The 25,886-nt window shown below is 70.9% G+C and carries 23 protein-coding genes; 8 read left to right on the top strand and 15 right to left on the bottom strand.

The features are described 5' to 3' along the window. Nucleotide 1: 1 nt before the first annotated feature. Both MB828_RS07400 and MB828_RS07395 read right to left on the bottom strand, forming a co-directional pair. Entirely contained in the window at nucleotides 2-574 is a 573-nt protein-coding gene (locus tag MB828_RS07400; protein WP_301647450.1) for a hypothetical protein, read from the bottom strand. Continuing rightward, nucleotides 571-1,776 (bottom strand): dsDNA nuclease domain-containing protein, encoded by a 1,206-nt coding sequence (locus MB828_RS07395; protein ID WP_301647449.1) that lies wholly within the window; start codon nucleotides 1,774-1,776, stop codon nucleotides 571-573. Before MB828_RS07395 ends, MB828_RS07400 begins: the two co-directional genes overlap by 4 nt. A gap of 92 nt (nucleotides 1,777-1,868) precedes the next feature. On the opposite strand from MB828_RS07395, the gene MB828_RS07390 reads away from it, so the two are divergent. Then, on the top strand, nucleotides 1,869-2,063 hold the full coding sequence (locus MB828_RS07390) for a hypothetical protein (RefSeq protein ID WP_301647448.1): 195 nt from the start codon (nucleotides 1,869-1,871) through the stop codon (nucleotides 2,061-2,063). A 631-nt stretch (nucleotides 2,064-2,694) separates the two neighbouring features. Beyond that, the gene (locus MB828_RS07385) at nucleotides 2,695-3,183 is read left to right on the top strand and encodes a hypothetical protein (RefSeq protein ID WP_301647447.1); all 489 of its coding nucleotides are present in this window, start codon (nucleotides 2,695-2,697) and stop codon (nucleotides 3,181-3,183) included. Here the strand turns inward: MB828_RS07385 and MB828_RS07380 are convergent. Together MB828_RS07380 and MB828_RS07375 are read right to left on the bottom strand one after the other, a co-directional pair. Beyond that, nucleotides 3,149-3,931, bottom strand: coding sequence for an IS5 family transposase (locus tag MB828_RS07380; RefSeq protein WP_301647446.1), 783 nt, complete (start codon nucleotides 3,929-3,931; stop codon nucleotides 3,149-3,151). The genes MB828_RS07385 and MB828_RS07380 overlap by 35 nt on opposite strands. Nucleotides 3,932-4,243: 312 nt before the next feature. After that, nucleotides 4,244-4,585 (bottom strand): ArsR/SmtB family transcription factor, encoded by a 342-nt coding sequence (locus MB828_RS07375; RefSeq protein ID WP_301647445.1) that lies wholly within the window; start codon nucleotides 4,583-4,585, stop codon nucleotides 4,244-4,246. Nucleotides 4,586-4,701: 116 nt separating this feature from the next. Between MB828_RS07375 and MB828_RS07370 the strand changes: the two genes are divergently transcribed. Then, entirely contained in the window at nucleotides 4,702-5,814 is a 1,113-nt protein-coding gene (locus MB828_RS07370; RefSeq protein WP_301647444.1) for an alkene reductase, read from the top strand. 655 nt (nucleotides 5,815-6,469) lie between these two features. Here the strand turns inward: MB828_RS07370 and MB828_RS07365 are convergent. From MB828_RS07365 to MB828_RS07355, 3 genes are all read right to left on the bottom strand, one after another. Next, complete coding sequence (locus tag MB828_RS07365; protein ID WP_301647443.1) at nucleotides 6,470-7,123, bottom strand: hypothetical protein; 654 nt, start codon at nucleotides 7,121-7,123, stop codon at nucleotides 6,470-6,472. A 178-nt stretch (nucleotides 7,124-7,301) separates the two neighbouring features. Then, nucleotides 7,302-8,765 (bottom strand): sensor histidine kinase, encoded by a 1,464-nt coding sequence (locus tag MB828_RS07360; protein ID WP_301647442.1) that lies wholly within the window; start codon nucleotides 8,763-8,765, stop codon nucleotides 7,302-7,304. Beyond that, the gene (locus MB828_RS07355) at nucleotides 8,762-9,523 is read right to left on the bottom strand and encodes a response regulator transcription factor (RefSeq protein WP_301647441.1); all 762 of its coding nucleotides are present in this window, start codon (nucleotides 9,521-9,523) and stop codon (nucleotides 8,762-8,764) included. Before MB828_RS07355 ends, MB828_RS07360 begins: the two co-directional genes overlap by 4 nt. Nucleotides 9,524-9,932: 409 nt before the next feature. Between MB828_RS07355 and MB828_RS07350 the strand changes: the two genes are divergently transcribed. Genes MB828_RS07350 through MB828_RS07335 form a run of 4 tightly spaced genes read left to right on the top strand, consistent with a single transcriptional unit; the run spans nucleotide 9,933 to nucleotide 15,760 of the window. Continuing rightward, nucleotides 9,933-11,507, top strand: a complete 1,575-nt coding sequence (locus tag MB828_RS07350) for an IucA/IucC family protein (protein ID WP_301647440.1) — start codon at nucleotides 9,933-9,935, stop codon at nucleotides 11,505-11,507. A 37-nt stretch (nucleotides 11,508-11,544) separates the two neighbouring features. After that, the gene (locus tag MB828_RS07345; RefSeq protein WP_301647439.1) at nucleotides 11,545-13,254 is read left to right on the top strand and encodes an IucA/IucC family protein; all 1,710 of its coding nucleotides are present in this window, start codon (nucleotides 11,545-11,547) and stop codon (nucleotides 13,252-13,254) included. A gap of 8 nt (nucleotides 13,255-13,262) precedes the next feature. Then, on the top strand, nucleotides 13,263-14,459 hold the full coding sequence (locus tag MB828_RS07340) for a type III PLP-dependent enzyme (protein WP_301647495.1): 1,197 nt from the start codon (nucleotides 13,263-13,265) through the stop codon (nucleotides 14,457-14,459). Continuing rightward, a complete protein-coding gene (locus tag MB828_RS07335) occupies nucleotides 14,456-15,760 on the top strand; it encodes an MFS transporter (RefSeq protein WP_301647438.1) in 1,305 nt (434 codons plus the stop codon). Before MB828_RS07340 ends, MB828_RS07335 begins: the two co-directional genes overlap by 4 nt. 25 nt (nucleotides 15,761-15,785) lie before the next feature. Here MB828_RS07335 and MB828_RS07330 read toward each other — a convergent pair whose 3' ends face one another. From MB828_RS07330 to MB828_RS07310, 5 genes are read right to left on the bottom strand one after another with little or no spacing between them, the layout of a single operon-like run. After that, nucleotides 15,786-16,532 (bottom strand): response regulator transcription factor, encoded by a 747-nt coding sequence (locus MB828_RS07330; RefSeq protein WP_301647437.1) that lies wholly within the window; start codon nucleotides 16,530-16,532, stop codon nucleotides 15,786-15,788. Nucleotides 16,533-16,588: 56 nt separating this feature from the next. Continuing rightward, nucleotides 16,589-19,240, bottom strand: a complete 2,652-nt coding sequence (locus tag MB828_RS07325; protein ID WP_301647436.1) for an ABC transporter permease — start codon at nucleotides 19,238-19,240, stop codon at nucleotides 16,589-16,591. Beyond that, nucleotides 19,237-19,899, bottom strand: a complete 663-nt coding sequence (locus tag MB828_RS07320) for an ABC transporter ATP-binding protein (protein WP_301647435.1) — start codon at nucleotides 19,897-19,899, stop codon at nucleotides 19,237-19,239. The genes MB828_RS07325 and MB828_RS07320 overlap by 4 nt, the downstream gene beginning before the upstream one ends. Beyond that, entirely contained in the window at nucleotides 19,886-20,620 is a 735-nt protein-coding gene (locus MB828_RS07315; RefSeq protein ID WP_301647434.1) for an ABC transporter ATP-binding protein, read from the bottom strand. Before MB828_RS07315 ends, MB828_RS07320 begins: the two co-directional genes overlap by 14 nt. A 5-nt stretch (nucleotides 20,621-20,625) precedes the next feature. Next, nucleotides 20,626-21,261: a hypothetical protein gene (locus tag MB828_RS07310; protein ID WP_301647433.1), complete on the bottom strand. Its 636-nt coding sequence runs from the start codon at nucleotides 21,259-21,261 to the stop codon at nucleotides 20,626-20,628. Nucleotides 21,262-21,414: 153 nt separating this feature from the next. On the opposite strand from MB828_RS07310, the gene MB828_RS07305 reads away from it, so the two are divergent. Next, complete coding sequence (locus MB828_RS07305) at nucleotides 21,415-22,737, top strand: HAMP domain-containing sensor histidine kinase (protein ID WP_301647432.1); 1,323 nt, start codon at nucleotides 21,415-21,417, stop codon at nucleotides 22,735-22,737. A 57-nt stretch (nucleotides 22,738-22,794) separates the two neighbouring features. On the opposite strand, the gene MB828_RS07300 is transcribed toward MB828_RS07305, so the two are convergent. The 3 genes from MB828_RS07300 to MB828_RS07290 all read right to left on the bottom strand — a co-directional run bounded on the left by MB828_RS07300 (nucleotide 22,795) and on the right by MB828_RS07290 (nucleotide 25,699). Beyond that, nucleotides 22,795-23,889, bottom strand: a complete 1,095-nt coding sequence (locus tag MB828_RS07300) for an ABC transporter substrate-binding protein (protein WP_301647431.1) — start codon at nucleotides 23,887-23,889, stop codon at nucleotides 22,795-22,797. A 71-nt stretch (nucleotides 23,890-23,960) separates the two neighbouring features. After that, nucleotides 23,961-24,842, bottom strand: a complete 882-nt coding sequence (locus MB828_RS07295; protein ID WP_301647430.1) for an ABC transporter permease — start codon at nucleotides 24,840-24,842, stop codon at nucleotides 23,961-23,963. Continuing rightward, entirely contained in the window at nucleotides 24,839-25,699 is an 861-nt protein-coding gene (locus MB828_RS07290) for an ABC transporter ATP-binding protein (protein ID WP_301647429.1), read from the bottom strand. Before MB828_RS07290 ends, MB828_RS07295 begins: the two co-directional genes overlap by 4 nt. Between the last annotated feature and the right edge of the window lie 187 nt (nucleotides 25,700-25,886).

Here is a 25,886-nt window from a genome sequence, read left to right as displayed (position 1 = left end):
TTCAGATCTCCATCCGCCAAGGCCTGTCGACCGCGTCCGGAAGACGGTCGTAAATGATGGTCTTCAGCGCGGTACCTGACTTGTTGAAGTGCTTCTTGAGAAGGGTGATGCGCTGCGCCACCACGACCCACTCGTCCGTCTCTGCCAGCATTGCTGCGGCGACCGCCCCGGACGCGGTGATGCGGAACTCAGCCCGGTCCATGCCGCCGTAGGTGATCAGGTCGCGGGCAGCCAGAGATCCGAGAATGCTGTAGTAGCGATGGTCCCAAGGGCCGTACTTGTACCGGGTCATGCGGCTCTCGACGGAGAGCCGTTCGGCGGAGGTCGGCTGGGCGCCAGCGGGCCACGCAATGCTGTCCTCGACGAGTAGCCGTTCCAGCATGGCCGGGTATCGGAGCAGGAAGTCGAGCTTAGCGAGTTTAGTGAGACCTTCCAGGCCCTTCCTCGTTCCGGTGAAGCGGTCGATCAGCAGCAGCACGCGGGCCTCGTGATAGTGAGCCTCTCGCTGTTCCTGTCGACGGGCCCGGTCCCTGACGCGCGCCGCGGCAACCAGTCGGTCACCGGCACTCGTCACGACGCCTCCTCCTCGGAGGAATCGAATACGTCGGAGAAGTAGAAGTCGCAGTCGTCACAGAGCTGGTAGGCCAGACCCCGTAGATGCCGCCCGTTGACGGGGAACGGAAGCCCTGCCCCGAGTGCATCTGGTGTCAAGTGCCGGGCCATCAACTGGTTCATGCGCCGGCCATAGGGTGCGCCGCCCTGCGTCTCCTCCTCAGCCTGCTCGCGGCATGCGAAGACGGCGTCCAGGACCTCCAAGCTGGTGTTGGCCAGATCGGTGGTGTCTCCTGCCAGGCCGGATCGGTGCTGTGACCACGCGACGTACCACGCTGATCGAAGGCGCTCGGCGTGGGCAGCCTCATCAGCCGGAATGCGACCTCGGGTCATCTTCTTGCGCAGGTTGCCCCCGCCCGGGGCCGTGATCGGAAGCTGGCCGCGGGCGAATGTGGGCACTGTGGAGCGGCTGGAAACAAACGTGTCGAGGACCGTGGCTCGGGTCAGCCTGCGTCGCGCGATGCGCTGCTGGATCTGCACGCTGTGCAGAACCCTGGTCGGGTCGGCGATGTAGACCGCTAGCTGTCCACGGTCGCTCTCATCGCGATTCGACTTCTCGATGCGCTCGACCAGTGCACGGTAAGTCGCCTCTACGTCGACATGGTCCTGCTGGAGGGTCGCGATCGCAGGTATGAGCAGACTCTGGAGATTGACGTCAGTGATATGCCGACGGGACGGCAGTTCATCGTCAATGTGCAGAGCAGCGAAGAAGGCTCTCACCAGGTCGGTGAAGCCGGCGGGGATGACGATGTCGGCGAGTCGGGCGACCTGAGGGACGACGGGAATAGTGGCGTAGGACTGCTTCCAGCGAACCCGCAGGAGGTACCGAGCTACGGCTTCGGCCATAGTGTCCACCCCGGAGGCGACTTCCGGGTCCCGCCCGCACATGGCCTTCAGAGTGGTTGCGCCTCCCTTGCCTGTGGTGAGGCCCGCGTTCGTGGCGAGCCGAAGACGGACATTGCTCAGGCCATCGCATGCCCGCCATCGGTCGAAGAGGTGCGCCAGCCCACCGTCCTTGCACAGGTCCGCAACGTTCCAGGGGTTGCGTCGCTTTCCGCGGTGCTTCACCGACACAAGTTCGACCGAACCATCCGCAAAGGAGACCACGAAGTCCTCATGCCACTCGCAGACCACCGACTCAACTGAGTTCTGCGTGAGCAGCACGACACACGTCTGGCGGCAACTTCAGCCTGATAACGGTAGTTGCCGAGAGTGTCCGATCCACTGTCCTCAAAAGGTGCCAGACGGAAGACCGGATGGACGAACCCCTCGTCGGACTCGGCATCCTCTACTGCCTCGATCTCAGCCGTATCCACCGCTGCCCCCATCCCGCCGTTGGATGTGTGGCCGCTAGGCCGACGGCGGAAGATCACCACAATTACCACAACACCCATGCACTCCGTAACCAGTCGATCACAATCGAAGCCGAACGAATGATCGCGATCGCATGACCCCACCCGAAACAAGTTGCGGTCACTCGCCAAAGTCCCGCCTCGACGCGGCCCGCTGGTGACTCGCCCCCTCCACTGGCACCCCACCTCTGGGACACCACTGGCACCCAGGTTGCGGCTTGGCCGAGAAGCACGCCGAACGCACCCGCGTCGAGCGCACTGCTCGCGAAGCAGCCGACATCACCGCCGCGTGTGCCTCCACCACGCCTCAATCGAGCCGCTATCACACCCACCGCCGGTGGCTACGTCGACTTGGCTACCCTCTACCGCAATCCGCGACAATCAGCTCTCCAACATCCGCGTCACCTACGCCGGAAAGGAAGCACTGGACGTCCTGGCCATCCAGATCGGGCGCCTCAGCTGACGCCATGAGTGGCGGGTTCGCAGCCGCCAATATGGCGGCCGGGCGTGCTCCGACACAGGGTAAGGCCGCCACGTCCAGCGTGATCGTGCCGTCCACCCGAGCCGTTCAGCTTCCGGCACACCCAAGTACACGCCCAGACACGGGAGGCGGCTCAGAAGCCGTTGTCTTTCCGAGAGCGGCGGGTGCGTTTCTGCTGGTCAGGCATAGGGGTGGCGCTTCAGTGGCAGAGACGAGGTGTCGTGTCGTCTTTTCGGTGGAGGTGCCGAGATGCCGTCGGTGATAAGGCTGTTGGAGGAACGTGAACGTGCCGCCCGGCAGCAGGTGGAGGCCCTTCAGTCCGAACTGCGGGAGGCAGAGGCAGCGTGGGAGCGGTTCGTGATCGCCCGCGAGACGCTGGCCGACGTCCTGGCGGAAGCTCGCGAAGGAGAGGAAGCTTCGCTGGCTGAGGTGGCCGACGAGCGGCCGGCGCGGGGTGCGGCATCCGGTTCGGTGGTGCCGGCGTGGCGGGAAGATCTCGCCCCGACGGTGCTGGCGCCGGATTACCTGCAGCTCATGCATGCCCTGGCTGTCGGCAGCGGGTCGGGCGGCGAATCGATGGACTGTCGGCAACTCGCCGTGGCAGTCGGCTTGGAGCCGGTTCCGGCGAAGGTGGAGGGGGTGCGATCGAAGGCGAAGCGCCTGGTCGCACGTGGCTGGCTCGCCGAGGAGCGTCCTGGGATGTTCAGCCTGGTCGTCGGGCGAGGCGGTGGCTCATGACCATACTCATCGACCAGCGGACCATCGCCTCCGAGGTGTCGATGCGGGTCTCGTAGTCACGGGCGAGGCGGCGTGAGCGCATCAGCCACGCGAACGTGCGCTCGACCAGCCACCTCTTGGGCAGCACGGTGAAGCCCGTGGTGCCGTCACTGCGTTTGATCACGGTCAGCGCGATGTTCAGGACATCGCGGGCGAGGTCGACCAGGCGTCCGGTGTAGCCGCCGTCCGCCCAGACCAGGGTGATGTGCCAGTGCCGTTCGCGGATCCGGGCCAGCAGCGTCCGAGCCGCGTCGCGGTCGGTGACAGAAGCCGCGGTGACCATCACCGTCAGCAGCAGCCCGAGGGTGTCGACCACGATGTGACGCTTGCGGCCGTTCACTTTCTTCCCACCGTCGAAGCCCCGGCTCGTGGCCGGCACCGACGCGGCTGCCTTCACTGACTGCGCGTCGATAATCCCCGCCGTTGGCTCCCGGTCCCGGCCCGCCGCCTCACGGACCCGGTCGCGCAAACGATCGTGGAACTCGCCGATCAGGCCCTTGTCCCGCCAGCGCCGGAAGAAGGCGTAGACACGGTCCCAGGCGGGGAAGTCCGCGGGCATCGACCGCCAGGTGATACCGCCCGCCACCAGGTAGCGCACCGCGTCCACCATCTGCCGGTGGCAGTAGCCTTCCGGCTGCCCGCCCCGGCCCTCCAGCCAGCCCGGCACCGGTAACGCATCGCGGACCACGGCCCATTCGGCATCCGTCATGTCCGACGGGTACTTCGGCCGCCGGTGCGGACGGTCCGCCGCGTTCCCGAACCGGTGAGCGAGGCAGTCGCACTCACGAGCAGTCGAGTCGGCGCCTGCGGGCACGAGGGCGTACAACTGCGGCAACAGGACCTCCTAGGGTGCTCACGGTCTCGACGACCTCGGGCTGCACCAGGGGCCCTGTCCTCATGCGCGACGGGCAGCAAGACCACCCGGCCGAGTCCCCGCAATCGCACTCATGCCCACCGGGATCCATACGACAACGGCCGTCGAACCGGGCCGGGCACCGCGCGACCCCTGGCGTGCGGCTGTTCACTGCGAAGACTGGAGTGGCGTCCGTTCGGCTTCCTTCACGACGAGGTCGATCAGGCCGGGGAACCGCTGCTCGAGCTCTTCCTTGCGCAGCACGTTCTCCCGGCGAATGCCGCTGTCGCTCTGGCGGATGATCCCGGCCTCGCGCAGGACCCGGAAGTGGCGGGTCAGCACGGACGCGGTGAGGTGGGGGAAGAAGCCGCCGCAGCTCAGGCCGGGGCTGTTGATCAGCCGGACGACCATTTCCAGGCGCAGTGGGTCGGACAGTGCGCTGAGCACCGTGCGCAGGTCGACGTCGTCCAGGTCGGGGTGCGCGAGGGGGGCTGGGGTACGGCTGGCCATGGTTCGAGGGTACCGCCCATCACCTCATGTACGCGCTTGCGCGTACACGCGTTATGGTGGTGGAGCGGCCGTGAGATCCCCTCCCGCACCCCCTCAACCTTGCCAAAGGAACCACCATGCCGAACACCCTCCCAACGGACATTTCGACCTCCCGCCTGTTCGAGCCGACCACCCTCGGCAAGATCGAACTGGCGAACCGGGTCGTGATGGCCCCGCTGACCCGGATGCGCGCCGGCGAGCGCGGCGTCCCCGGCGACCTGCTCGTCGAGTACTACCGGCAGCGCGCGAGCGTCGGCATGATCACCACCGAGGGCACCTACCCCAGCTTCGACTCGCAGTCCTACATCGGGCAGCCCGGCATCGCCAGCGACGAGCAAGCCGCCGGATGGGCCAGGGTCGCCGAGGCGGTGCACGCCGAGGGCGGCAAGATCGTCATGCAGCTCATGCACGGCGGCCGCACCAGCCACCCGCAGATCAACGGCGGACGCCGCGTCCTCGCACCGAGCCCGATCGCGGTCAACGGCGAACTGCACGTCGGCGCCGAGAAGCTGCCGTACGCGGTGCCGGAGGCGATGACCGCCGAGGAGATCAAGGCTTCTGTGGCTGACCACGTCGCCGCGGCCCGCCGCGCGATCGACGCCGGCCTCGACGGCGTGGAGATCCACTCCGCGAACGGCTACCTGCTGCACCAGTTCCTCGCGCCCGGCTCGAACGAGCGCACCGACGAATACGGCGGCACCCCCGAGGACCGCGCCCGGTACGTGATCGAGGTCGTCACCGCGGTCGCCGAGGCCGTCGGCGCCGACCGGGTCGGCCTGCGCATCTCCCCGGCACACAACATCCAGGACGCCCACGAGCCAGACCACCACGACGTCCTGGCCACCTACGGCCACCTGCTCAAGCAGCTGCGCCCGCTCGGCCTGGCCTACCTGTCGGTGCTCCACGCCAAACCCGCCGGCGACCTCGTGAAGGAACTCCAGCAGCACTTCGGCGGCAAGCTGGTCGTCAACGGCGGTTTCATGGCCCCCGCCATCACCGCCGAGAGCGCGGCCAAGCTGCTGGAAGCACCGTTCGTCGACGCCGTGGCCGTCGGCCGCGCGGTCATCGCCAACCCGGACCTCGTCACCCGGTGGAGGGATGGGCACCCGGAGAACGCGGCCCGGCCCGAGCTGTTCTACGCCTTCACCGCCGAGGGCTACACCGACTACCCGTTCCTGCCCCAGTCCTGACCTACCGGCGCAGCTCCCACCCGGCGCGCGGGCATACAACTGCGATGACAGGGCCTTCTGGCGTGCTCACGGTCTCGAGAACCTGAAGCTGCACCAGGGGCCCTGTCCTCATGCACGCAGGACCGCAAGACCGCCCAACCGAGTCCTGCAATCGCACTCATGCCCACCGAGATCGATACGACAACAGTCACTCAGGTCGAACACGGGGACGCGGTGATCGCGGGCGACCGCCCGCATGATTCCGAGATCTGCTGAATATTCGTCGTGGCCGAACGCGGGGACCATAGGCGGCCCTGGGGAGCGCGTCGGGAAGAATCGACTACACAAGGCCACACGTCCCTGAAGGGCCGCAAAACGGGCGTCTCCGCAGGTCAGGCCTTCTAGGTAGACAACTTCAGATGATCTCGTCATCCCGCCAGCTGCGCGCATCACGCCCCGACTTGAGCGAGCCTGCCCCCGACCGACCTCACCCAGTTCACGACCAAGATCCGGACCATATACGGGCAGCAGCCCGCCTTCTCTGCTTCGTAGCTGACATCCGCGCTGGTCAGAGCCATGTGTGCCGTGTACCACCAGCAGACGAAGAACCTTCTTGTTTCGTACAGCCCACGGAAGCTCGGCTTCTTCTAGAGCCTTGATCTCCGGCCGGATCCGGTCACCCGCCCGCCTGGGGTTCGCCCAGTGGGAGTCCGGAGTCGCACAGCCAGGTTTGGCCCTCGGGTGTCCAGGCGACGCGAGCGCCGAGTCGGATCCAGACGCCGAAGTCGCCGAGAGACTGCTCGGAGGTCTGTGCCGCCCGGACGGTGTTCAGGCCCAAGCGCAGGCCGCAGTCCTTGGTCTCGGACAGGCCGCGCCAGCCGCAGTCCCAGCTGACGTCCAGACTCAGCGGGCCGAGAACGGAGACCATCCGGTCCAGTTCATCCTCGGTGGCGTCGTCCTCGGCTTCGCTTTCGGGGGTGCCGAAGGGCGGGGTTGTGTCCAGGGAGAGCAGCACGCCCTCGGGCAGCGGCCAGAGGTCGGCCAGGTCGGGGCTGAACCGCAGGTTCGCGGTGAGCCAGGACCTCGGCTGCTCCGCGTCGAACGTGATGGCCTCGCGGCGCTCCAGTTCAGCCAGGAAAGGGAAGATGCGAGGTTCCCGGTCCACGACCATGCGGGCAGTGCCGAAGGAACGGATGGCGTACGCGTACTGCTCAGCCGTGCTGACCGGTTCCAGCCGGGGCCAGGGGGCGGTCGACCAGTCAGCCAGATCGCGCATGACCGCGCGCGCCCGCGTCAGCGCGCTCAGGGCGTCGGGAAAGGATTCGCGCACTCGGTAGAGCGTCGACAAGGAACGTGCCCTTCGGACAGAGGCAGGGGCGGACGCACCTTCACGGTACGCGTCCGCCCCTGTCCTGACTCACAGCCAGCGGTCAGAGAACGGCGGGCGACTCAGTACGAGTACCCGTTCGACGAATAGGCGCGCAATCGACGTTCAGGTCACCCGCGCCCTACCACGCCGGTGTGGTTCGGCGTGTTGTGTCGGCGTCCGGGGTGGGGATGAGGCGATCCCGTTGCTCGCGGCATTCGGCGTGGCGGAGGCGGACGACCGCGTCGAGGCCGCCGCCGGGGGCCGCCTCCAGGGTGACCTCGCCCCCTCCTGCGCGGGTGAGGTGCCGGACCAGTGGCAGACCGAGGCCGGTGCCGTCGTGGTCGGCGTGGGAAGCCCGCCAGAAGCGGTCGAAGGCCCTGTGCCGTTCGGCCTCGGTCATGCCGGGGCCCTGGTCGATCACATGCAGCTCGGTCATGGGCGGGGTGCGGGTGCCTGCTGCGGGGGCGGTGACGACGGCCAGCGTGACGGCGGTTCCCGGCGCGGACACCCGCAGCGCGTTGGAGAGCAGGTTGTCGATGATCTGTGCCAGTGCCCCGGGGACTGCCAGCACCGGAACGGACGTGCCTCCGGACACGAGGATGTCGACCTGCTGTTCGGCGGCGAAGGCCGTCCACATGTCCGCGCGATCGGCGACGACGGCATTGAGATCGGCGGCTTCTGCCCGGATCTCCGTGTTCTCCAGCCGTGCGAGAGCGAGCAGCCCCTGCACCATGCGGCTGAGCCGCTCCAGCTCCCCGAGCGCCTTGTCGAGGCTGTCCTGGGCGCACGGGGCGAGGTGCGGCTCGAAGTTCTCCAGGCGCAGGCGCAGCGAGGTCAGGGGCGTCTTCAGCTGGTGTGACACGTCGGAGGCGAACGCCTGCTGCGCCTGGAGCACGTGCTGAAGCCGGGTCGCGGTCCGGATGAACGACGCGGCGAGTCTGCGCAGTTCCGGTGGCCCGTGGTCGGTGGCCGGCGGATCGGTGAGCCGGCCTTCGGCGAGTTGCGCGGTGGCGTGTTCCAGGGCCTGCACGGGGCGGGTGATCGAGCGCGCGAGAGCGAACCCGATCAGGGAGGCGGCGGCGAGCACTCCGAGACCGACGGCGGCGAGCACCAGCCAGGTGGTGCGCACCCTGGCCTTGAGCGGGCCCAGCGCGTACACCGTCCGCACCACACAGGCGACGGCCGGGTTGGACCCGCCCGGCACGGTGACGAAGAGGAATTCACCGTCCGTGGGCGGGACCCTGCGCGTGCCGACGGTGGGGCGGTCGTGCAGTGCCGTGGAGATGTCCGGCTCGGCGGACAGGTCCTCGCCGACCAGGCTGTGGGCAGCGGTGTCGGTGAGGACGATGCCCCGGCGGTCCGCGACGAGTACGGTGCCACCGGTCCGCCGCCCGTAGGCGAGGGCGAGGTCGGGCAGGTCGGCTGTCAGGCCGTGCTCCATCTTGTCCTCGCAGACCTCGGCGAGCGTCGCCGCCCCTTGCTGTGCCGTGCGGGAGAAGCGGGCCAGCTCGCTGCGGCCGTAGAAGACCCCGAAGGGCACTTCGAGCGCGAGCAGGACGAGCAGTATCAGGCTCAGGTGGCTGAGCAGGAGGCGACGGGTCACCGGGTCTCTCCGCCGCCCGTCCGCACCGCGGCGGACGGGGTGCCGGGAGGCGCCGGGGGGACGAGGCGGAAGCCGATGCCGCGGATGTTCTCGATCCAGGACGCGTCGCCGAGTTTGCGCCGCAGCGCGGCGATGTGGACGTCCAGGGTCTTGGTGGGTCCGAAGAAGTTCGGTTCCCAGACCGTGTCGAGGATCTGCCGGCGGGAGCAGACGGCGCCGGGGTCCTCGGCGAGGCAGGTGAGCAGGTCGAACTCCTTGGGTGCGAGGGCGATGGACGACTGGTGCAGGCGTACCTGCCGGGTGCGACCGTCGATGGTCAGAGGGCCGATCCGCTGGATGTCGGGCGCCTCGGGATGACCGAGGCCGTCCGAGGGCTTCGAAGATCCACCCCGCGGCTCGGCCGCCGCTGGGCGGGTGCGGCGGGTGACGGCCCGGATCCGGGCGACGAGTTCCCGTACGCCGAACGGCTTGGAGACGTAGTCGTCCGCACCGAGTTCGAGGCCGAGGACGCGGTCCACCTCTTCGTCCCTGGCCGTGATCATGATGATCGGCACGGACGAGCGGGATCTGAGCGTCCGGCACACGTCGAGGCCGTCCATGTCGGGCAGCCCCAGGTCCAGCAGCACCATCGCCACCTCCGGTGCGGCGAGCCCCTCGGCCCCCGTTCTGGCGTGTTCCACGGTGAACCCGAAACGGCGCAGCCCCTCCGCCAGCGGCCCGGCCACCCGGTCGTCGTCCTCGATCAGCAAGACACGCATGCCGAAAGGCTCACAGACACCGGTCACGGCGCGTGGCGCAAACGCCGCAAGCTCCCCCGAGCCAGTGATCTTCCACGGTCGGCCCATCCGGTGTGGCGCGGCTTCTTGACGACATCAAGGGACTGGCCAGCGTGGCGTAAGCCAGGAGTTAAGACGCCGGACGCCGACCCTCGGTCTCCCAGGTGACAGTCGGAATCTGATCCAAGGTCCGTGCGCCGGCCGCTGTGTCGTCCTCGGTCGGCGCGGCCGGAAACGTGCGCGGCGAGCGGCTGTTTCGGGGGTGTCCGCGGCCTCTCGCTGTATTCGCTCTGGCAATTTCCTTGATCGTCTTCCCGTAGCGTCGGTCGGGCGGTCGGTGCCACCGGAGCACCACCGGACCATCCGCCACCGCGAGAACCAGGGACACCGCATGCCCATTGACGAACTGCGCCGCATCCGCCCGGACCTGGTGGAGCCCTTCGCGACCGCGCTCCCGGGAGCACGCGCCACCGTGCTGTCCCGCCTGTGGGGCGCCTTCGGACGAGAACCGCTTCCCGGTGTGACCGGGCGTCGCCGTAACGCCGGATCCTTGGTTGTCGAGCTGCGACAGGGCGGTTCGCTCTCGGCGCCCGAGGCAGGCGCGCGGCCGTTCGCCGACGTTCCGGAGGACTTCGCCGTGTCGGGGCCGGAGGGGCCGATCAGCGACCCGGCCGGGCTGCTGGGACAGCTGGGCCTGCGCACCCCCGGGGCGGAGCGACTGGCGGCCGAACTCGACAACAGCGTCGTCAACCTGGCCCTCGCCAGAGCCGCGAACGCGGGCCGGAAGGTCTCCCCGGCCGACTCGGCGGACGCCGAGCAGGCGGTCGTCGACGGCCATCCGCAGCACCCGTGCTGCCGGACGCGCACCGGCATGTCCGTCGCCGACGTGCTCGCCTACGCGCCCGAACACCACCCGGTCGTCCGGCTGGCCCTGGTCCGGGTCCCGGCCGACCGCTGGCAGGGCGCCGGCGACTGGCCGCGGACACTGCGGGACGGCGACGCGTTCCTGCTGCCGGTGCACCCCTGGCAGCGGGACCACGTGCTCCGCCACCACCGCGACCTGGCCGTCGTGGAGGAGACGATCGCGGCGCGCCCGCTGCTGTCGCTGCGTACCCTCGCACCGCTCGGCGCGCTGCCCGGCTGCCATGTCAAGACCGCGCTCGACGTCCAGGTCACCAACTACCGGCGCACCATCTCCCCGGCCGAGGTCGCCGACGGGCCCCCGCTGTCCGAGCTGGTCGCGGCCGTCCTCGACAAGGCCGGCCACGGCGGCGGCCTGCGCCTCCTGCGGGAGCTGGGCGGCGGCTCGGTACGCGTGGACGGGCAGCCCTCCGCGAGCCTGACGGCCATGATCCGGGAATCGACCGAGTGCCACCTCGACGCCGGGGAGATCGCGGTACCGCTCACGGCCGTGCACGCGACCGGCGCCGCCGTGGTGGCGGGGGACCCGGTGCGCTGGCTGGCGGACCTCGCCGGCCTCGTCCTGCCGCCGGCCCTGACGCTGCTGTCCATGGGGGTGGCGCTGGAGGCGCACGGTCAGAACACGCTGGTCGTCCTGCGCGACGGGCGGCCGGTGCGGGTGCTGTACCGGGACCTGGACGGCGTACGGGTCAGCCCGCGCCGTCTGGCCCGGTGCGGTTTCACGCTGCCGCCGCTGCTCGGCACCCGCGCCGGGGACGACATCGGCGCGCTGCGCACCAAGCTCTTCGGCGGCCTGGTCAGCGGGGTCTTCAGCGAGCTGGTCGACGTCCTCGGCCGCACCCGGGCGGCTGAGCCACGGGCGCTGTGGGGCACGGTCGCCGAAATCGGCCGCCGCGTCTTCGCCGACCTGCCGGACCAGGAGGACGCGGCGGCGTTCTTCGGGGACACGATGCCGCTGAAGGCGACCGTCGCCATGCGCCTGTCCGAGAACGCGGGCGCCGCGCAGTGGACGTCCGTGCCCAACCCCCTGGCGCTCTGCCGTTGACCTCCGACACCGACCGCTGTCCCACTGGAGCGACCACATGACCACCGACACGGCCCCCCACACCCCTGGCGCCATTCCCGTACTCACCCCGATCGCGGAGCCCTCGCGGACGGCCGACCTCGTGACGACCCACACGCTGCTCAACTGTCTGATCCGCGAGGTGTCCGCCCCCGAGCACCAGGTGACGGTCGTCGACGGCCACCTCCTGCTACGACTGCCCCGCCGGGGCCTGCTGCTCCGTGCCGAACTGCGGCGGACCTCGTTGATCGGAGCGCACCGCTTCCAGGGCTCGGTGCAGCGGCTCGACGGCGATGCCTGGGTGACCGTGGGCTGGCGCGAGCTGGCCGGCTGCATCCAGGAGGAACTGGAACAGCGCACGGGCCTGGCCAACGAGGAGTTCCTGGGGCAGGTGGCGGACAGCCGGGAGACGATCCGCGTCGTACTGGAGGAGCGAGCGGGCACCCGGGCGGCCGCGGACCCGTACGTGGCCTCGGAGCAGTCCCTGGTGTTCGGCCACCGTTTCCACCCCACGCCCAAGGCCCGTACCGGCGACCCGGCGGACTGGCTGGCGTACGGGCCGGAGACCGGCACCCGCTTCCGCCTGCGCTATCTGGCCGTGCGCCGCCACCTTGTGCGGGAGGAGGGCGAACCGCACGCGCTGGACACGCTGCACCCGGTGGCCGGCCCGGAGTTCGCCGTACTCCCCGTGCACCCCTGGCAGTACCGGCTGCTGAAGGAGCACGACGGGCTGCGCGAGGCGGTCGCCGCCGGCGATGTCGTGGACACCGGCACGGGCGGTCCGGAGCTGGTGCCGACCGCATCGGTGCGGACGCTGTACGCCCCCGAGGCCGACGCGTTCCTGAAGTTCAGCCTCAACGTCCGCCTCACCAACTGCGTCCGCAAGCACGCGAGTTACGAACTGTCCGGGGCCGTCGCCCTCAACCGGCTGCTCCAGCCCGTCTTCGCCCGGCTCACCGACCGCTTCCCCGGCTGCGCACTCCTGGCCGAACCCGGCTACCGCACCATCGACACGGCCGGCGACACCGCTCTCCTGGAGGGCTTCGGCGTCATCGTCCGCTCCGGCCTGCGCCACCACCTGCGTCCCGGAGTCACACCCCTGCTCGCCGCCGCGGTGGCCGACGAGTACCCGACCGGCGCGGCCCATGTCTCCCACCTGCTCGCCCGCGGCGACGGCTCCATCCTGGCCTGGTGGGACGCGTACCTCGGGCTGCTGCTGCCGCCGGTCCTGGCCGCCTACTTCGAACACGGCGTCGTGCTCGAACCCCACCTGCAGAACGTCGTCGTCGGCGTCGAGGCCGACGGCACGCCCGCGCAGATGATCTTCCGCGACCTGGAGGGCACCAAGCTCCTGCCCGGCCGCCACCGGCAGGCCCTCGACGAGCTCCCCGACGACGTGCGCGGTCCCCTCACCTACGATCCCGAACACGGCTGGAACCGGGTCGCGTACTGCCTCCTGGTCAACCACACCGCCGAGATGCTCAGCGCCCTGGCCGACCTCGACCCGGCCCTGGAACCCGCCCTGTGGGGCCTGATCCGCGACCACCTCGCCGACTACGCCCGCACCGCCGCCGAACCGCCGCGTCTGCGGGCCCTGTTGTCCGGCGTACCGCTGCCGGCCAAGGCCAACCTCCTGCTGCGCTGGTCCCGCAAGGCCGACCGGCACGCTACCTACGTGCCCCTGCCCAGCCCGCTCGGCGCGGACTTCCCCCGCGAGGTGGTCCGGTGAGGCCGCAGATGCACGGCCTCGTCGCCGCACTGCCCGACGACGATCTGCCCGCCTACGTCTACGACCTGCCCGGCCTGCGCGACCACGTGCGCATGATCCGGGCCGCGCTTCCGGAGCGCGTCGAGCTGCTGTACGCGGCCAAGGCCAACTCCGACCCCCGGATCCTGCGCACCCTCGCCGGACGCGTCCACGGCTTCGAGGTGGCCTCCGGAGGCGAACTGGACCATGTCCGTGCCGTCGTCCCGGGCGTACCGGTCGCCTTCGGTGGTCCCGGCAAAACACCGCAGGAGCTCAGCCGCGCGCTGGCCCTGGGAGCCGAGCGCCTGCACATCGAGAGTGAACACGAACTCCGCGTGCTCACCACCCTGTTGGGCGACCGGACCGTGGACGTCCTGCTGCGCGTCAACCTGCCCGTCGACGTGGGCCGAGTCGCGCTGGCCATGGGCGGCGGGCCGTTCGGCATGGATCCCGTACAACTGGACCGCTGCCTGGAGGTGATGGAGTCGGTCCCGGGCGTCCGGCTGCGCGGCCTCCACTTCCACCTTGCCAGCGGCCTCCAGGCTCAGCCCCATCTCCTGCTCGTCGACAAAATCCTCGCCTGGGCCGCGAGCTGGGCCCGCGATCGCGGAGTGGACCTGCGCGAAGTCAACGTGGGCGGCGGGATGGGCGTCGACTACACGCATCCGCCCAGGGTGTTCGACTGGGCCGCCCTCGGCGCCGGACTGCGCCGGATCCTCGCCCGTCACCCCCACCTCACCCTGCGGATCGAGCCCGGCCGCTCGGTCACGGCGTACTGCGGCTGGTACGTCACCCAGGTCCTGGACCTCAAGTTCAGCCGGGGGCACGCGTTCGCCGTACTGCGCGGCGGCACCCACCACCTGCGCACCCCGGCCGCGAAACAGCACGACCAGCCCTTCGAGGTGATCCCCGACGGCACCTGGCCGCGGCCCTGGAACCGTCCGGAGGTCCGGGACGAGCCGGTGACGCTGGTGGGACAGCTGTGCACGCCCAAGGACGTCCTGGCGAGCCGGATCATGGTCGAACGGCTGCGCGTCGGCGACCGCGTCGCCTTCGCCATGGCCGGCGCCTACGCGTGGAACATCTCCCACCACGCGTTCCTCATGCACCCCCACCCGGCCTTCCACCACCTCGACGACACCGGCGCGCCCGTCGCAGACGACACGTATGCCCGTCAGACGTCATGAGCGCCGTCTTCCGCCTACCGGCGACGCACGCGCTCGCCGTCCCGGACTTCCGGCGCTACCTGCTCGGACAGCTGGTCTCCAACATCGGCACGTGGATGCAGCGGGCCGCCCAGGACCTGCTCGTCCTGCACACCACCGGCAACAGCGGCAGCGCGGTCGGCATCGTGACCGCGCTGCAGTTCCTGCCGGGGACCCTGCTCGGCCTCACCGGCGGCGTGCTCGCCGACCGGTACCCCAAGCGACGGACGCTGCTCCTGACCCAGACGGCGATGGCCGCCCAGTCGCTCCTGCTTGGACTGCTCACGGTCACCGGAGCGGTGAACCTGCCGGCCCTCTACGCGCTGGCCTTCGCCCTCGGCGCCGCCACCGCCGTGGACAGTCCCGCCCGCAACGCCTACATCGGCGAACTCGTCTCCCGCGAGCAGACGGCCGGCGCGGTCAGCCTGAACGCCGCCCAGTTCAACGTGGCCCGCGCCGTCGGCCCGGCCCTCGCGGGCCTGACCGTCGCGGCCTTCGGGACCGGCCCGGTGTTCCTCCTGAACACCGCCTCGTACCTGGCCGTCCTCTACGGTCTGATCACCATCCGTACCGACATGCCGGACGCCCCGGTCCGCGCGCGACCGGGCCCCGTCCGAGCGCGCGACGCACTCCGCCACATCGCCACCACCCCGGAACTGCTCCTGCCGATCAGCCTCATCGCCTTCGTCGGCACCTTCGGGCTCAACTTCCAGGTCACCGTCTCGCTCGTCGCCGTCACGGTGTTCCACACGGGCGCCGCCGCCTTCGGCTACCTGTCCGCCGCCTACGCCCTGGGCGGCCTCCTCGGCGCGCTCTACTGGGCCCACCACGGCAAGCCCCCCACCGGGCGCCGTCTCGTCTCAACCACGATCGGCTTCGGCGCACTGGAGGTCACGCAGGGCCTCATGCCGAGCTATGGCTCGTTCCTCGTCCTACTGTTCGTCACCGGGTGTGCCGCGGTGACCGTGACCACCACTGCCAACGCGCTGATCCAGCTCCATGCCGACCCGCCGCTGCGGGGCCGCGTCCTGTCCGTCTACTTCCTCGTCCTCCTCGGCGGCACCCCCGTCGGCGCGCCGCTGGTCGGCCTGGTGTCCGACGTTCTCGGAGCCCGCTTCACCCTGGTCCTGGGCGGCGGTGTCTCGCTCATCGCCGCGCTCGCGCTCTCCTTCCTGTTCGCAAGCCGAACCCGACGCCGGATCCACGTCGCGGAACCGACACCCCTGACCGGCTCACCCTTTGCTCCGGTCCGGCCGGAGAGAGAGCGGCAGCCCGACCTCTGAGGGCGGCCCGCCGCCTCGCGTGTTCTCAGTCCGGCGGATCAGGTTGCCGTTCCAGTCGGTATCCGTACCCCCGCAACGTGGTGATCCGGGGCAGCCGGGCCGGCCGCCCGCCCGGCTGCGCCGCCTCGGTGAGTCTGCGGCGCAGTCCCGCCAACGTCACGTCGAGGGTCTTGGTGGAGCCGAACCAGTTCTCGTCCCACACCTCGGCCATCAGTGTCTCGCGCGAGACCGCTTCGCCGACCCGTTCGGCCAGCACCGCGAGCAGGTCGAACTCCTTGGCCCGCAGCGGGACGTCGACGCCGAGCAGGGCGCAGCGCCGGGCCGTCACGTCGACGACCAGGTCGCCCAGCCGTACCGGCTCCCGGGCCGGCGCGGCCACCACGTGGCGTCTGAGGTGGGCCCGCAGCCGGGCGAGCAGCACGGTCAGGCTGAACGGCTTGACCAGGTAGTCGTCGGCACCGGCGTCCAGCCCGGCGATGATGTCGATGTCGTCGGTCCGTGCCGTCAGCACGACGATCAGCAGGTCGGGGAGACGGGCGCGCAGCTGCCGGGCGACGTCCAGGCCGTCCATGTCCGGCAGCCCCAGGTCCAGCAGCAATACCTCGTACGGTGCCTGCTGGGCCTCCGCCAGTGCGCCCGCTCCGGTGCGGCACCACGTCGGGGCGTAGTCGTGACCGCGCAGGCCGGTTTCCAGGTGGCGGCCGATGGTGTCGTCGTCCTCGACGACGAGGACGCGCAGTCGGCTGTGGTCCGGTGCGGCGGGCGGGCGCATGGTCGACAGCCTAGGAGTCGCCGGGGCGGAGGGCTCGCCGTGGGTGCACGCCGGGTTCACAGGTCGCGGAGCTCCTCCACGGCGGGGCGGTGGCTGCCGCGGATGCCGTTGAGGGCCGCTGCCAGGATGGCGGCGACGGCGGCTGCCCCGGTGAGCGCCAGGTAGGCACCGGGGATCGACAGGGCCGCGGGGGGCGGATCGAAGACGCCGGTCAGGACCTTGACCAGCATCTCCGACAGGGCCCAGCCGATGAGGGCGCCGCCGGCCAGGCCGGCGACGGCCAGCAGCAGGGCCTCGGTGAGGACCATGCCGCGCAGGTGGCGTGGGCGCGCGCCCAGGACGGTGGCGATGGCGAAGGTCCGGCGGCGTTCGGCGAGCCCGAGGGCGAGGACCAGGCCGCCGGCCCCGGCGGCGAGCAGGACGGCGAAGGCGAGTTCGATGCGGGTGAGGCCGGCCAGGTCGACGGAGGTCAGGCTGGTGCCGACGGTGCCGCGGGTCTGGGTGAGATCGGTGACGGTGGCCCGGGTGCCCAGCTGTCCCCGCAGGTGGGCGGCGATCCGCTGCTGGTTCGTGCCGCCGGTGTCGAGGAGGAAGGCGCCGACCGAGTCGTCACCGGTGGCCTTGGCGACGTAGGCGGCGTTGGCGACGAAGAAGCTGTCCTTGGGGGCGGTGGGGAACTCCTTGGCGATGCCGGCGTAGTGGAAGGGGACCGTGCGCAGGGACTTGGTGCGCGCGTCCTGGACGCGCAGGTTGACGGTGTCGCCCGGGGAGAGCTGGAAGTCGTTGACGGTCTCGACGCTGACGAGGAGGTTGTCGGGGCGCTGGGCGAGGCGGCGCATCAACTGGTCGGCGGTGCCACCGGCGAAGTAGGCGTCCTGGAGTGAGGTGGCCTTGGCGACGCTGTCCGGTCGGATGCCGTAGAGGTCCTGGAGGTCGGAGCCGACGTAGGCGAAGCGGTGCTGGAGGAGTTCGACGTGCCGTACGCCGGAGACCTTCAGCGCTGCTCCGGCTGCGGGCGGGACCTGGGCACCCGGCGGTTCGGTGACGGTGACGTCGGCGCCGTTGGTCAGCCGGGCGTCGACCTCGGCCTGCTGGTGGTAGGTGGCGTTGAAGACGGCGGTGGAGACCGCGAAGGAGACGGCGAGGGCGAGCAGGACCACCGACCGGGCGAACGGGCGGCGGCGCCGGGCCAGGACGGCGGCGGTGGTGCCGGCCAGGGTCGCGGTCAACGGCCGTACCAGCCGGGCCAGGGCGGGCCGGCCGTGGGTGAGGGCGAGCAGGGTGAGACGCCACAGGAGCAGGGCCGCGCCGATCCACAGCAGGGCGGGGCCGAGGAAGGCCCAGTACGACACGGAGACGCTGGGGACGCCCTCGGGGGCGAGGACGAGTGCGTACTGGTTGCCGGAGGAGGCGCGGAAGACGAGCCACGAGCCGATCAGGAGCGCGAAGTCCAGGCCGTAGCGCATCCACCAGGGCGACCGGGAGTGCCGTACGTCCTCCTGCTTGCGGGTGTCGGCGACGGTCACCGTGTGCAGGTCCCGCAGGGCCGGAACGAGGACGGCGCCCGCGGCCACCGCGGCCCCGAGCACGAAGGCGACGGCGTACCAGACGGACCAGGTGCCGGCGCTCGCCCCGAAGGAGGCCGTGCCGAAGGCGAGACGGCCGGTGAGGGCGGCGACGCCCAGCCCGGCCAGGCCGCCGGCGAGGCCGATCAGGGCGGCCTCCAGAGCGGCGAGTGCGGTGATCTGACGGGGCCGCAGACCGCGCATCCGCAGCAGCCCCTGTTCCTGACGGCGCCGTTCGCCGCCGGCCGAGGCGACCGCAGCCGTCAGCGTGGCGGCCAGCACCGCGCCCGGCACACCGAGGAAGAGGAAGAGGATCTGGGCGTACAGGGCGTCCTGGCGGGCCGAGTCGAGCGCCGCGCCGACGTTGTTGCCGACCAGGGCCGTGCCGGCGGAGCGGGCTTCGAGGTGGTGGGCGGCTCCGGTGACGGCGGAGTACGCGGCGGCCGGGTCGGAGGGCAACCGGGTGTTGTCGCGAGCGGCGTGGATCTGGGTGGTGACACCGGTGGCGCCGCGGGTGAGGGCGGCGAACCGGGCGGCGGGCAGGAGGACGACGTTGTCCGGGGGCGCGGTCGGCTGGGACTGGCTGGGGGCTCCGACGGTCTGGAACAGGGAGTCGGCCTGCGGCAGGTCGACCACGCCGTCCACCTTCACCTGGCGCGAACCGGCACCCGGAAACCGGATGCCGACAGTGTCGCCGGGGGCCGCGTGCAGGTTGGAGGCGGTCTGCTGGGCCAGCAGGACACCGGTGGACGAGCCGGAGAGCGTGCGCATGGCGTCGGGGAAGCGGGCGCGGTAGCCGTCGGGGAGGCCGAGGGCCATGCCGGGGCCGGTGGCCTGGGTGCTGCCCTGCACGCGGGCGGTGAAGCCGCTGGTGTGCGCGAAGCCGACGGGCAGGGCGGTGCGGGTGCCCGGCGCCCCGGCCACCAGGGACAGGACCGTACGCGGGTCGGCGGGGGGCTGCACCTGGACCTGCCAGTCCACGGCGACCGAGCGCACGGCACGCTGGGTCATGGTCGCCTTCGACGCGGTGAGGAAGGAGCCGAGCGCGGCGACCAGGGCGACAGCGAGCGCGACGCCGGTCAGGGCGGCCAGCAGCCGTCCGGTGCGGTGGCGGGCAAGTCCGCTCGCCCAGGTGGTGATCACGGCACCTCCTCGGGTGCGAGCAGGCGTCCGTCGCGCATGCTCCGGCGGACGGTGAGCCGGGCGGCGACGGCCGGGTCGTGGGTGGTGACGACGAGGGCCGCGCCGGTGTGGCCGGCGGCCGTCAGGAGGGCGTCCAGGACGTGGCTGCCGGTGGCGTGGTCGAGGCGCCCGGTGGGTTCGTCGGCGAGGATCAGGCGGGGCTCCTGGGCCAGGACCCGGGCGGCGGCCACCCGCTGGGCCTGGCCGCCGGAGATCTCCTCGGGGAGCCGGTCGGCCAGGTCGGCGGCGTCCACGAGGGCGAGTGCCGCGAGCGCGCACTGTCGCGCCTCGCCCTCCGGGCGATCGGTGAGGATCAGGGGCAGAGCGGTGTTCTCCACCACGTTCAGGGCGGGTATCAGGCTGTCGCCCTGGAAGACCAGACCGATGTCGTACGGTCCGAGCGCGGCGGCCCGGGTGACGGTGCCGCTGGTGGGCTGTTCCAGCCCGGCGAGCAGGTGCAGCAGCGAGCTCTTGCCCGACCCCGAGGGGCCGACGACCGCGAGCCGGTCCCCGGCCCGGATCTCCAGGTCGGCCCCGTGCACGGCCACGACCGCCTGAGGCCCACGGCCGAAGGTCAGGGCCGCGTCCGCGCAGCTGACGAGTACCTCAGCCGACGGCATCGGGTGCCTCCTCGTGGTCCTGCCGCCGGGCATCGGTGGCCTTCCCGTCCGTCAGGGTGATCACCCGGTCCGCGATACGCACTGCTTCCCGGCTGTGCGTGACGATCAGCACCGCGCACCCCTCCGCGGCCCGCTCCCGCAGCATCGCCAGGACCAACTGCTCGGTCTCGCCGTCGAGTTCACCGGTCGGTTCGTCGGCGAGCAGGACGGCGGGCGAGTTGGCCAGCGCGATGGCGAGCCCGGCCCGCGCCAGTTCTCCGCCGGACAGCTGGCGTGGCAGGGCGTGCGCCCGGTCGGCGAGCCCCACCCGAGCCAGTAGTTCGCCGACCGAGACGGGGGCCCTGCGGCCCCGAGCCCGCTGCGGCAGGCGGACGTTGTCGCGCACGCTGAGGTGCGGCAGCAGGTTGCGGGTCTGGAGCAGGACGCCGATGTGCCGGGCCCGCAGCCGGGCCCGCTCGGTCTCGGGCCGGTGGCTGATCCGTACGCCGTCGACGCGGACCTCACCGCCGGAGGGCTCGTCGAGTCCGGCCAGGCACGCCAGCAGGGTCGACTTACCGGCCCCGGAGGGACCCACGACCGCGACCGTCTCGCCACGCCCCACCCTCAGCGACACCCCGCGCAGCGCGAGTGTCTCCTCCTCGCCGGCCCGGTAGAAGCGGTACAGCTCGCGGGCCGTGAGGACGTCGTCGGCGGCGCCGCCGGGCCGTGTGCCGTCGGACATGGTGCTCACCGCCAGGTGAACGAGTCGCTGACGATGCGCCACGGGTCGACGTTGTCGGCCTTGACCGGTCCGGACAGGGTCAGGTCCACCTCGTGCCCCGTGCGGTAGAACGCGTACCGCTCGAAGGCGTCCCGCACCACCTTGCCGGTGACCGGGTCCTTCCCCGAGTCGCCCTGATAGGTCAGCAGGACCACCCGGCCGGCGTGCCGGGTCACCTCGCTCACCTTGGGCGAGGAGAACTTCGGCACCTGGGAACGGAGTTGGGGTACGACCGTGTGGGTGACCGAGCCGACCGTGGGCGCGCCGGAGGCGGAAACGGCGGTGATCTTCACGGTGTTGAGCTTGTCGGTGAACGCGGTGGTGGAGCCCTGGCTGGTGCGGGCCCAGCCTTCGGGCACCTTCAGGGTGAAGCCGGTGAGGGTACCGCCGGTGGGCCGGTAGGGGACGTACACCTGGTTGTCGGGGATGTCGCCGGGCGGGTTGGACTCGGTGGGTGCCGGCTGCTTCTGTCCGCTGACGGTGATCGCCCCGGACGCCCGGCTGCCGGAGCCGGCGTGCGACCCGGAGCCGGAACAGCCTGCGGTCACCGCCGCCACGAGGGTCAGCCCGACGACCGCGTACGTCCTGGTGTGTGCTGCCATGGCCACTGCCCTCCAGAGGAGCCTCGGACCGGACGGTCATGGCACCGACGCTAGGAAGCAGCCGGTTAACGCCCGGCCCGCGGCGGGTTAGACGACGGCAAAAGCGTGTGGCGCAGTGCATCCGCCCAGGTGAGCGGCCCGCATGATGAGGACATGAGACAGCGCGTGGTGCGAGTCGCCCTGACCGCCGCTCTGGTCGCCGTCGTCCTCCTCGCCGTCCCGCTGGCCCTGGCGATCAGGTCGTCCCTGTACGCCGACCAGCGCGACACCCTGGAGCGGTCGGCCCTGGCCGCGGCCGTCCGGGTGAGCCCGGACTTCGTGACCGGCGACCCTGTGGAACTGCCCGAGCCGCCGTCCGGAGGGCATCTGGGCCTGTACGACTCGCACCTGCGCCTGCGTGCGGGCGACGGCCCACGGCCCGGCGACACCCCGGTCCGGCGGTCTCTGGGTGGTGCGGCGGTACGCAGCCGGGCGGGTGCCGACCTGGTGGTGGCCGTGCCCGTCTCCCACGCCGAGAAGGTGATCGGCGTCGTACGGGCCTCCACCCCCGTCGCCGCCGTACGCGACCGGGTGATCGCGGCCTGGACGCTGCTGCTCGGTGTCGCCGCGCTCGCGCTGACCGTCGCCGTCCTCGTCGCCCGTCGCCAGGCCCGGGCGCTCGCCGCGCCTCTGGAGGACCTCTCCCGCCACTGCCGGGCGGTGACCGAGGGCGACCTGACCGCACGGGCCGCCCCCAGCGACGTAGCCGAGATCGACCAGGTGGCCCGCACCCACAACGAGATGCTGCACAGCCTCTCCGAACTCCTGCGCCACGAGCGTGACTTCACCGCCAACGCCTCCCACCAGCTGCGCACCCCGCTCACCGGCCTGCAACTCGCTCTGGAAGCGGGCCTCGCCCAGGACGACGACGCGCGGCTGCGGCCCGTGCTGACCGAGGCGCTGGCCACCACCGAGCGCCTGCACCACACGGTGGACGAGGTGCTGCGCCTGTCCCGCTCCGGAGAGACGGCTCGCCCCACCGCCGGGACGATCGCCGTAGGACAGTTGCTGCGGGAGACGGAAGAACGCTGGCACGGCGCCTTCGCGCAGGACGGCAGACGACTGGAGTGCGCCGGCCAGGACGTACCGGCCGACGTCCGTGTTCCGGGCGCGTCCGTGTCGGAGGTGCTCGGGATCCTGCTGGACAACGCCCGGGTGCACGGGCGTGGCACGGTCCGCGTGGCGGTGCGGGACCTGGACGACGTCCTCGCCTTCGACGTGAGCGACGAGGGTGCCGTGACGGGCGAGCCGCCCCGGCTCTTCGACCGCGGCCGCACCGGGGACGGGCACGGCACGGGCATCGGCCTGGCCCTCGCACGTGACCTGGCCGTCTCGCTCGGTGGCAGGCTCTCCCTGACCAGTCGAGCCCCGGCGATGTTCACCCTGCTTCTTCCTGTCGGTCAGGCCGGGACGCACGAGGCGGGGACGGTTGGGTGAGCATGCCGCGGGGCCGCCGGGTGGCTGTCGCCTGGGCGGCCCCGGGTCCGGTGGGGATCAGCCGGTCGGTCCGGCCGGCGTCGTGGTGGTCTTGAAGCCCTCCGTCCTGTTGGCCTGGAGGGCGAAGTCGTTGGTGAACGTCTTGCCGAGGTCCACCGATCCCTTCACGTTGCCGACCAGCCGCTCCGTCGCCAGGGAGGTCTTCGGACCGCCGGCCGGCATGATGCCGTCGGGGAGGAACTGGCCCTTGTCCTCGGTCAGGGCGCTGACGTAGTCGGCCTTGGTCACCAGCTGGTTCGACACGAACGACGCGGGCAGCTTGTTCGCTATGTCGGCCGCGCTGTGCGTGTTGATCCAGTGCATGGTGGCGACGAGTGCGTCGACGACCTTCTGCACGGTGTCCTTGTGCGCGTTCACCCAGTCGGTGCGGGCGAGCACACTGGCCGCGGGGAAGGCACCGCCCATCGCGGCCGTGGCACCCTGCGTGGTGGCCAGGTCGATCGCGGAGGTGCCGACACCCTTCTTCTCGATCGCGGCGACCGTCGGCTGCGTCGTCATCACACAGTCGACCTTGCCGTTCTGCAGCGCGGCGATGGCGGTGGAGCCCGCGCCGACCCCGATCCGGTGGAACTGGCTGAGCGTGACGCCCTTCTTGGCGGCCAGGAACTGGGTGAGGGTGTCGGTGCCCGAGCCCAGGTCGGTGACCCCCAGGGACTTGCCCTTGAAATCCGCGCCCGAGGTGACCCCCGACTTCTTGGTGCACATCTCCCGCTCGCCCGGCGCGCCGGAGAGCTGGACGACGTCCTCGACCGCCTTGCCCTTGGCCTGGAACTCGATCGTGTGGTTGTACCAGGCACCCGCCATGTCCACCTGCCCGGAGGCCATGGCCTCCTCGGCGCCGACACCGCCGTCCTGTTCGGTGCTGAGCTGGACGTCGACGCCGTACTTCTTGTAGAAGCCGAGGTTCTGGGCGAGCTGGTAGGGCAGGTAGATCTGCTTGTCGATACCGCCGACCATGAGCTTGACGGTGGGTGTGGAGCCGGAGCCGCTGCTCGCGGTGCTGCTGCCGGAACCGCCGGAGCAGGCGCTGACCGCGCCGAGGGCGAGGACGGTGAGGACGGACGCGGCGACGGCGACGGGTCGTCTGGACATGGCAGGCCACATTCCTTTGCTGGGGTGGGACAGGGAGGAGCAGGGGGAAGGAGCTGAGGTGAGGGGCCGGGTCAGAGGGCGTTCGACGCCTCGGAGGGGGCCGGCGGGCGCCAGGACAGCAGCCGGTGCTCCAGCTTGCCGATCAGCCACTCGGCGCCGAGCACGATGACCGAGATGACGAGCATCGTCGCGAACACGCCGTTGGGGTCGAAGTTGTTCTGCGCGGTCTTGATCACCAGGCCCAGGCCGCTCTGCGCGCCGAGCACCTCGCCGACCAGCGCGCCGACGATGGCGAAACCGAAGGCGCTGTGCAGGCTGGCGATGATCCAGGTGAGCGCGGACGGCACGGTGACGTGCCGGATGATCTGCGACTGGGAGGCGCCGAGCACCCTGGCGTTGGCGAGGATGTTGCGGTCGACCTCGCGCACTCCCTGGAAGGCGTTGAAGAACACGATGAAGAACACCAGCACCGCGGCGAGCAGGATCTTCGGCAGTACGCCGATGCCGAACGCGACGATGAAGATCGAGCCGAGGACGATCCGTGGGATCGCGTTGACCATCTTGATGTAGGGGCCGAGGACGTCGGCGAGGAAGCGGCTCTGGCCCAGCGCTACACCGAAGACCACACCGGCGGCGGCCCCGACGGCGAAGCCGACGAGTGCTTCCTGGAGCGTGGTCCAGATGTTCGCGTAGAAGGATCCGAACTCGGTGCCGTGCCGGAAGAGGTCGGTCAGTCGTCTGGCGATGCCGGAGGGCTGCCCGAAGAAGAACGGGTCGACGATCCCCCAGGTGGTGAACGCCTGCCAGCCGCCGATGACGAGGACCGCGAGGCCGATGCGGCCCGCCCAGACCAGGCCGGCACGGCGCCGGCGAGCGCGTCTGGCGGCGGCCCCCGCGGAGAGCTGTGCGCTGCCCTTGGCGGGAGCGGGGGACACCGCGGACGTCGTGCTCATGCCGTACCTCCTGCGGTGCGTGCGTAGGCGCGCTCCACCTCCTCGCGCAGCGAGTCCCAGATCTGGTGCTGAAGTTCGATGAAGCGGGGCTGGAAGCGGATCTCCTGCACCGAGCCGCGCGGGCGGGGCAGGTCGATGTCGAAGACCGCCTTGACCGACCCGGGGCTGGACGTCATGACGACGACCCGGTCGGCGAGCGCCACGGCCTCGTCGAGGTCGTGGGTGATGAAGATGACCGACGGCCGGATCTGCTCCCACAGACCGAGCAGCTCGGTCGACATGATCGCCTTGGTCTGCACGTCCAGGGCACCGAACGGTTCGTCCATGATCAGGATCCGGGGCTCGTTGATCAGCGCGGCGGCCATGGCCACGCGCTTGCGCATACCGCCGGAGAGCTGGTGCGGGTAGCGGTCCTCGAACCCGGTGAGGCCCACCCGGCGCAGCCAGTCGCGCGCCGAGGCCTGGGCCTGCCGCTTGGGCACCCCGCGGAAGACGGGGCCCATCAGCACGTTGCCGAGCACGGTCTTCCAGGGCAGCAGCGCGTCGGCCTGGAACATGAAACTGACGCCGTCGGTGACGCCGTCCACCTCACGGCCGCCGACCTTCACCGAGCCCTCACTGGGCCGGTCGAGCCCGGACACCATGCCCAGCGTCGTGGACTTGCCGCAGCCCGTCGGGCCCACCACCGCGCAGAACTGGCCGGGCTCCACGGTGAACGAGACATCCTCCAGCGCCGTGAACACCTCACCTGCGGGAGTCAGAAATCGTTTGGTGAGCCCGGAGATCTCGACTCGCGCGCTGTCCTGGCCGGCTCTCCCGGCGACCGGACTCACCGCGGCATCGTTTAGCGAAGCCATCTGAAGCTGTCTCCTTCCTGACCTCGGGGGTCGGACCTCGGGGGTCGAGGAAGGCAGACGCTAGGGGCCGCCGGGTGTTACGTCGCTGTTTCATCCGTATCCCGCGTTAGCTGTGTTAGCCGGGGTTCTGCTCGTTCTGCTCAGCGGTCCGGGGGTGGGCAGAAGGCGGACGGCGGGGGCACAATCA

Source organism: Streptomyces arenae (assembly GCF_022343545.1).
GTDB classification, from domain to species: domain Bacteria; phylum Actinomycetota; class Actinomycetes; order Streptomycetales; family Streptomycetaceae; genus Streptomyces; species Streptomyces humi.
The sequence above is the reverse complement of the archived record's forward strand: the minus strand, read 5'-3'. Positions and strand labels throughout refer to the sequence as shown.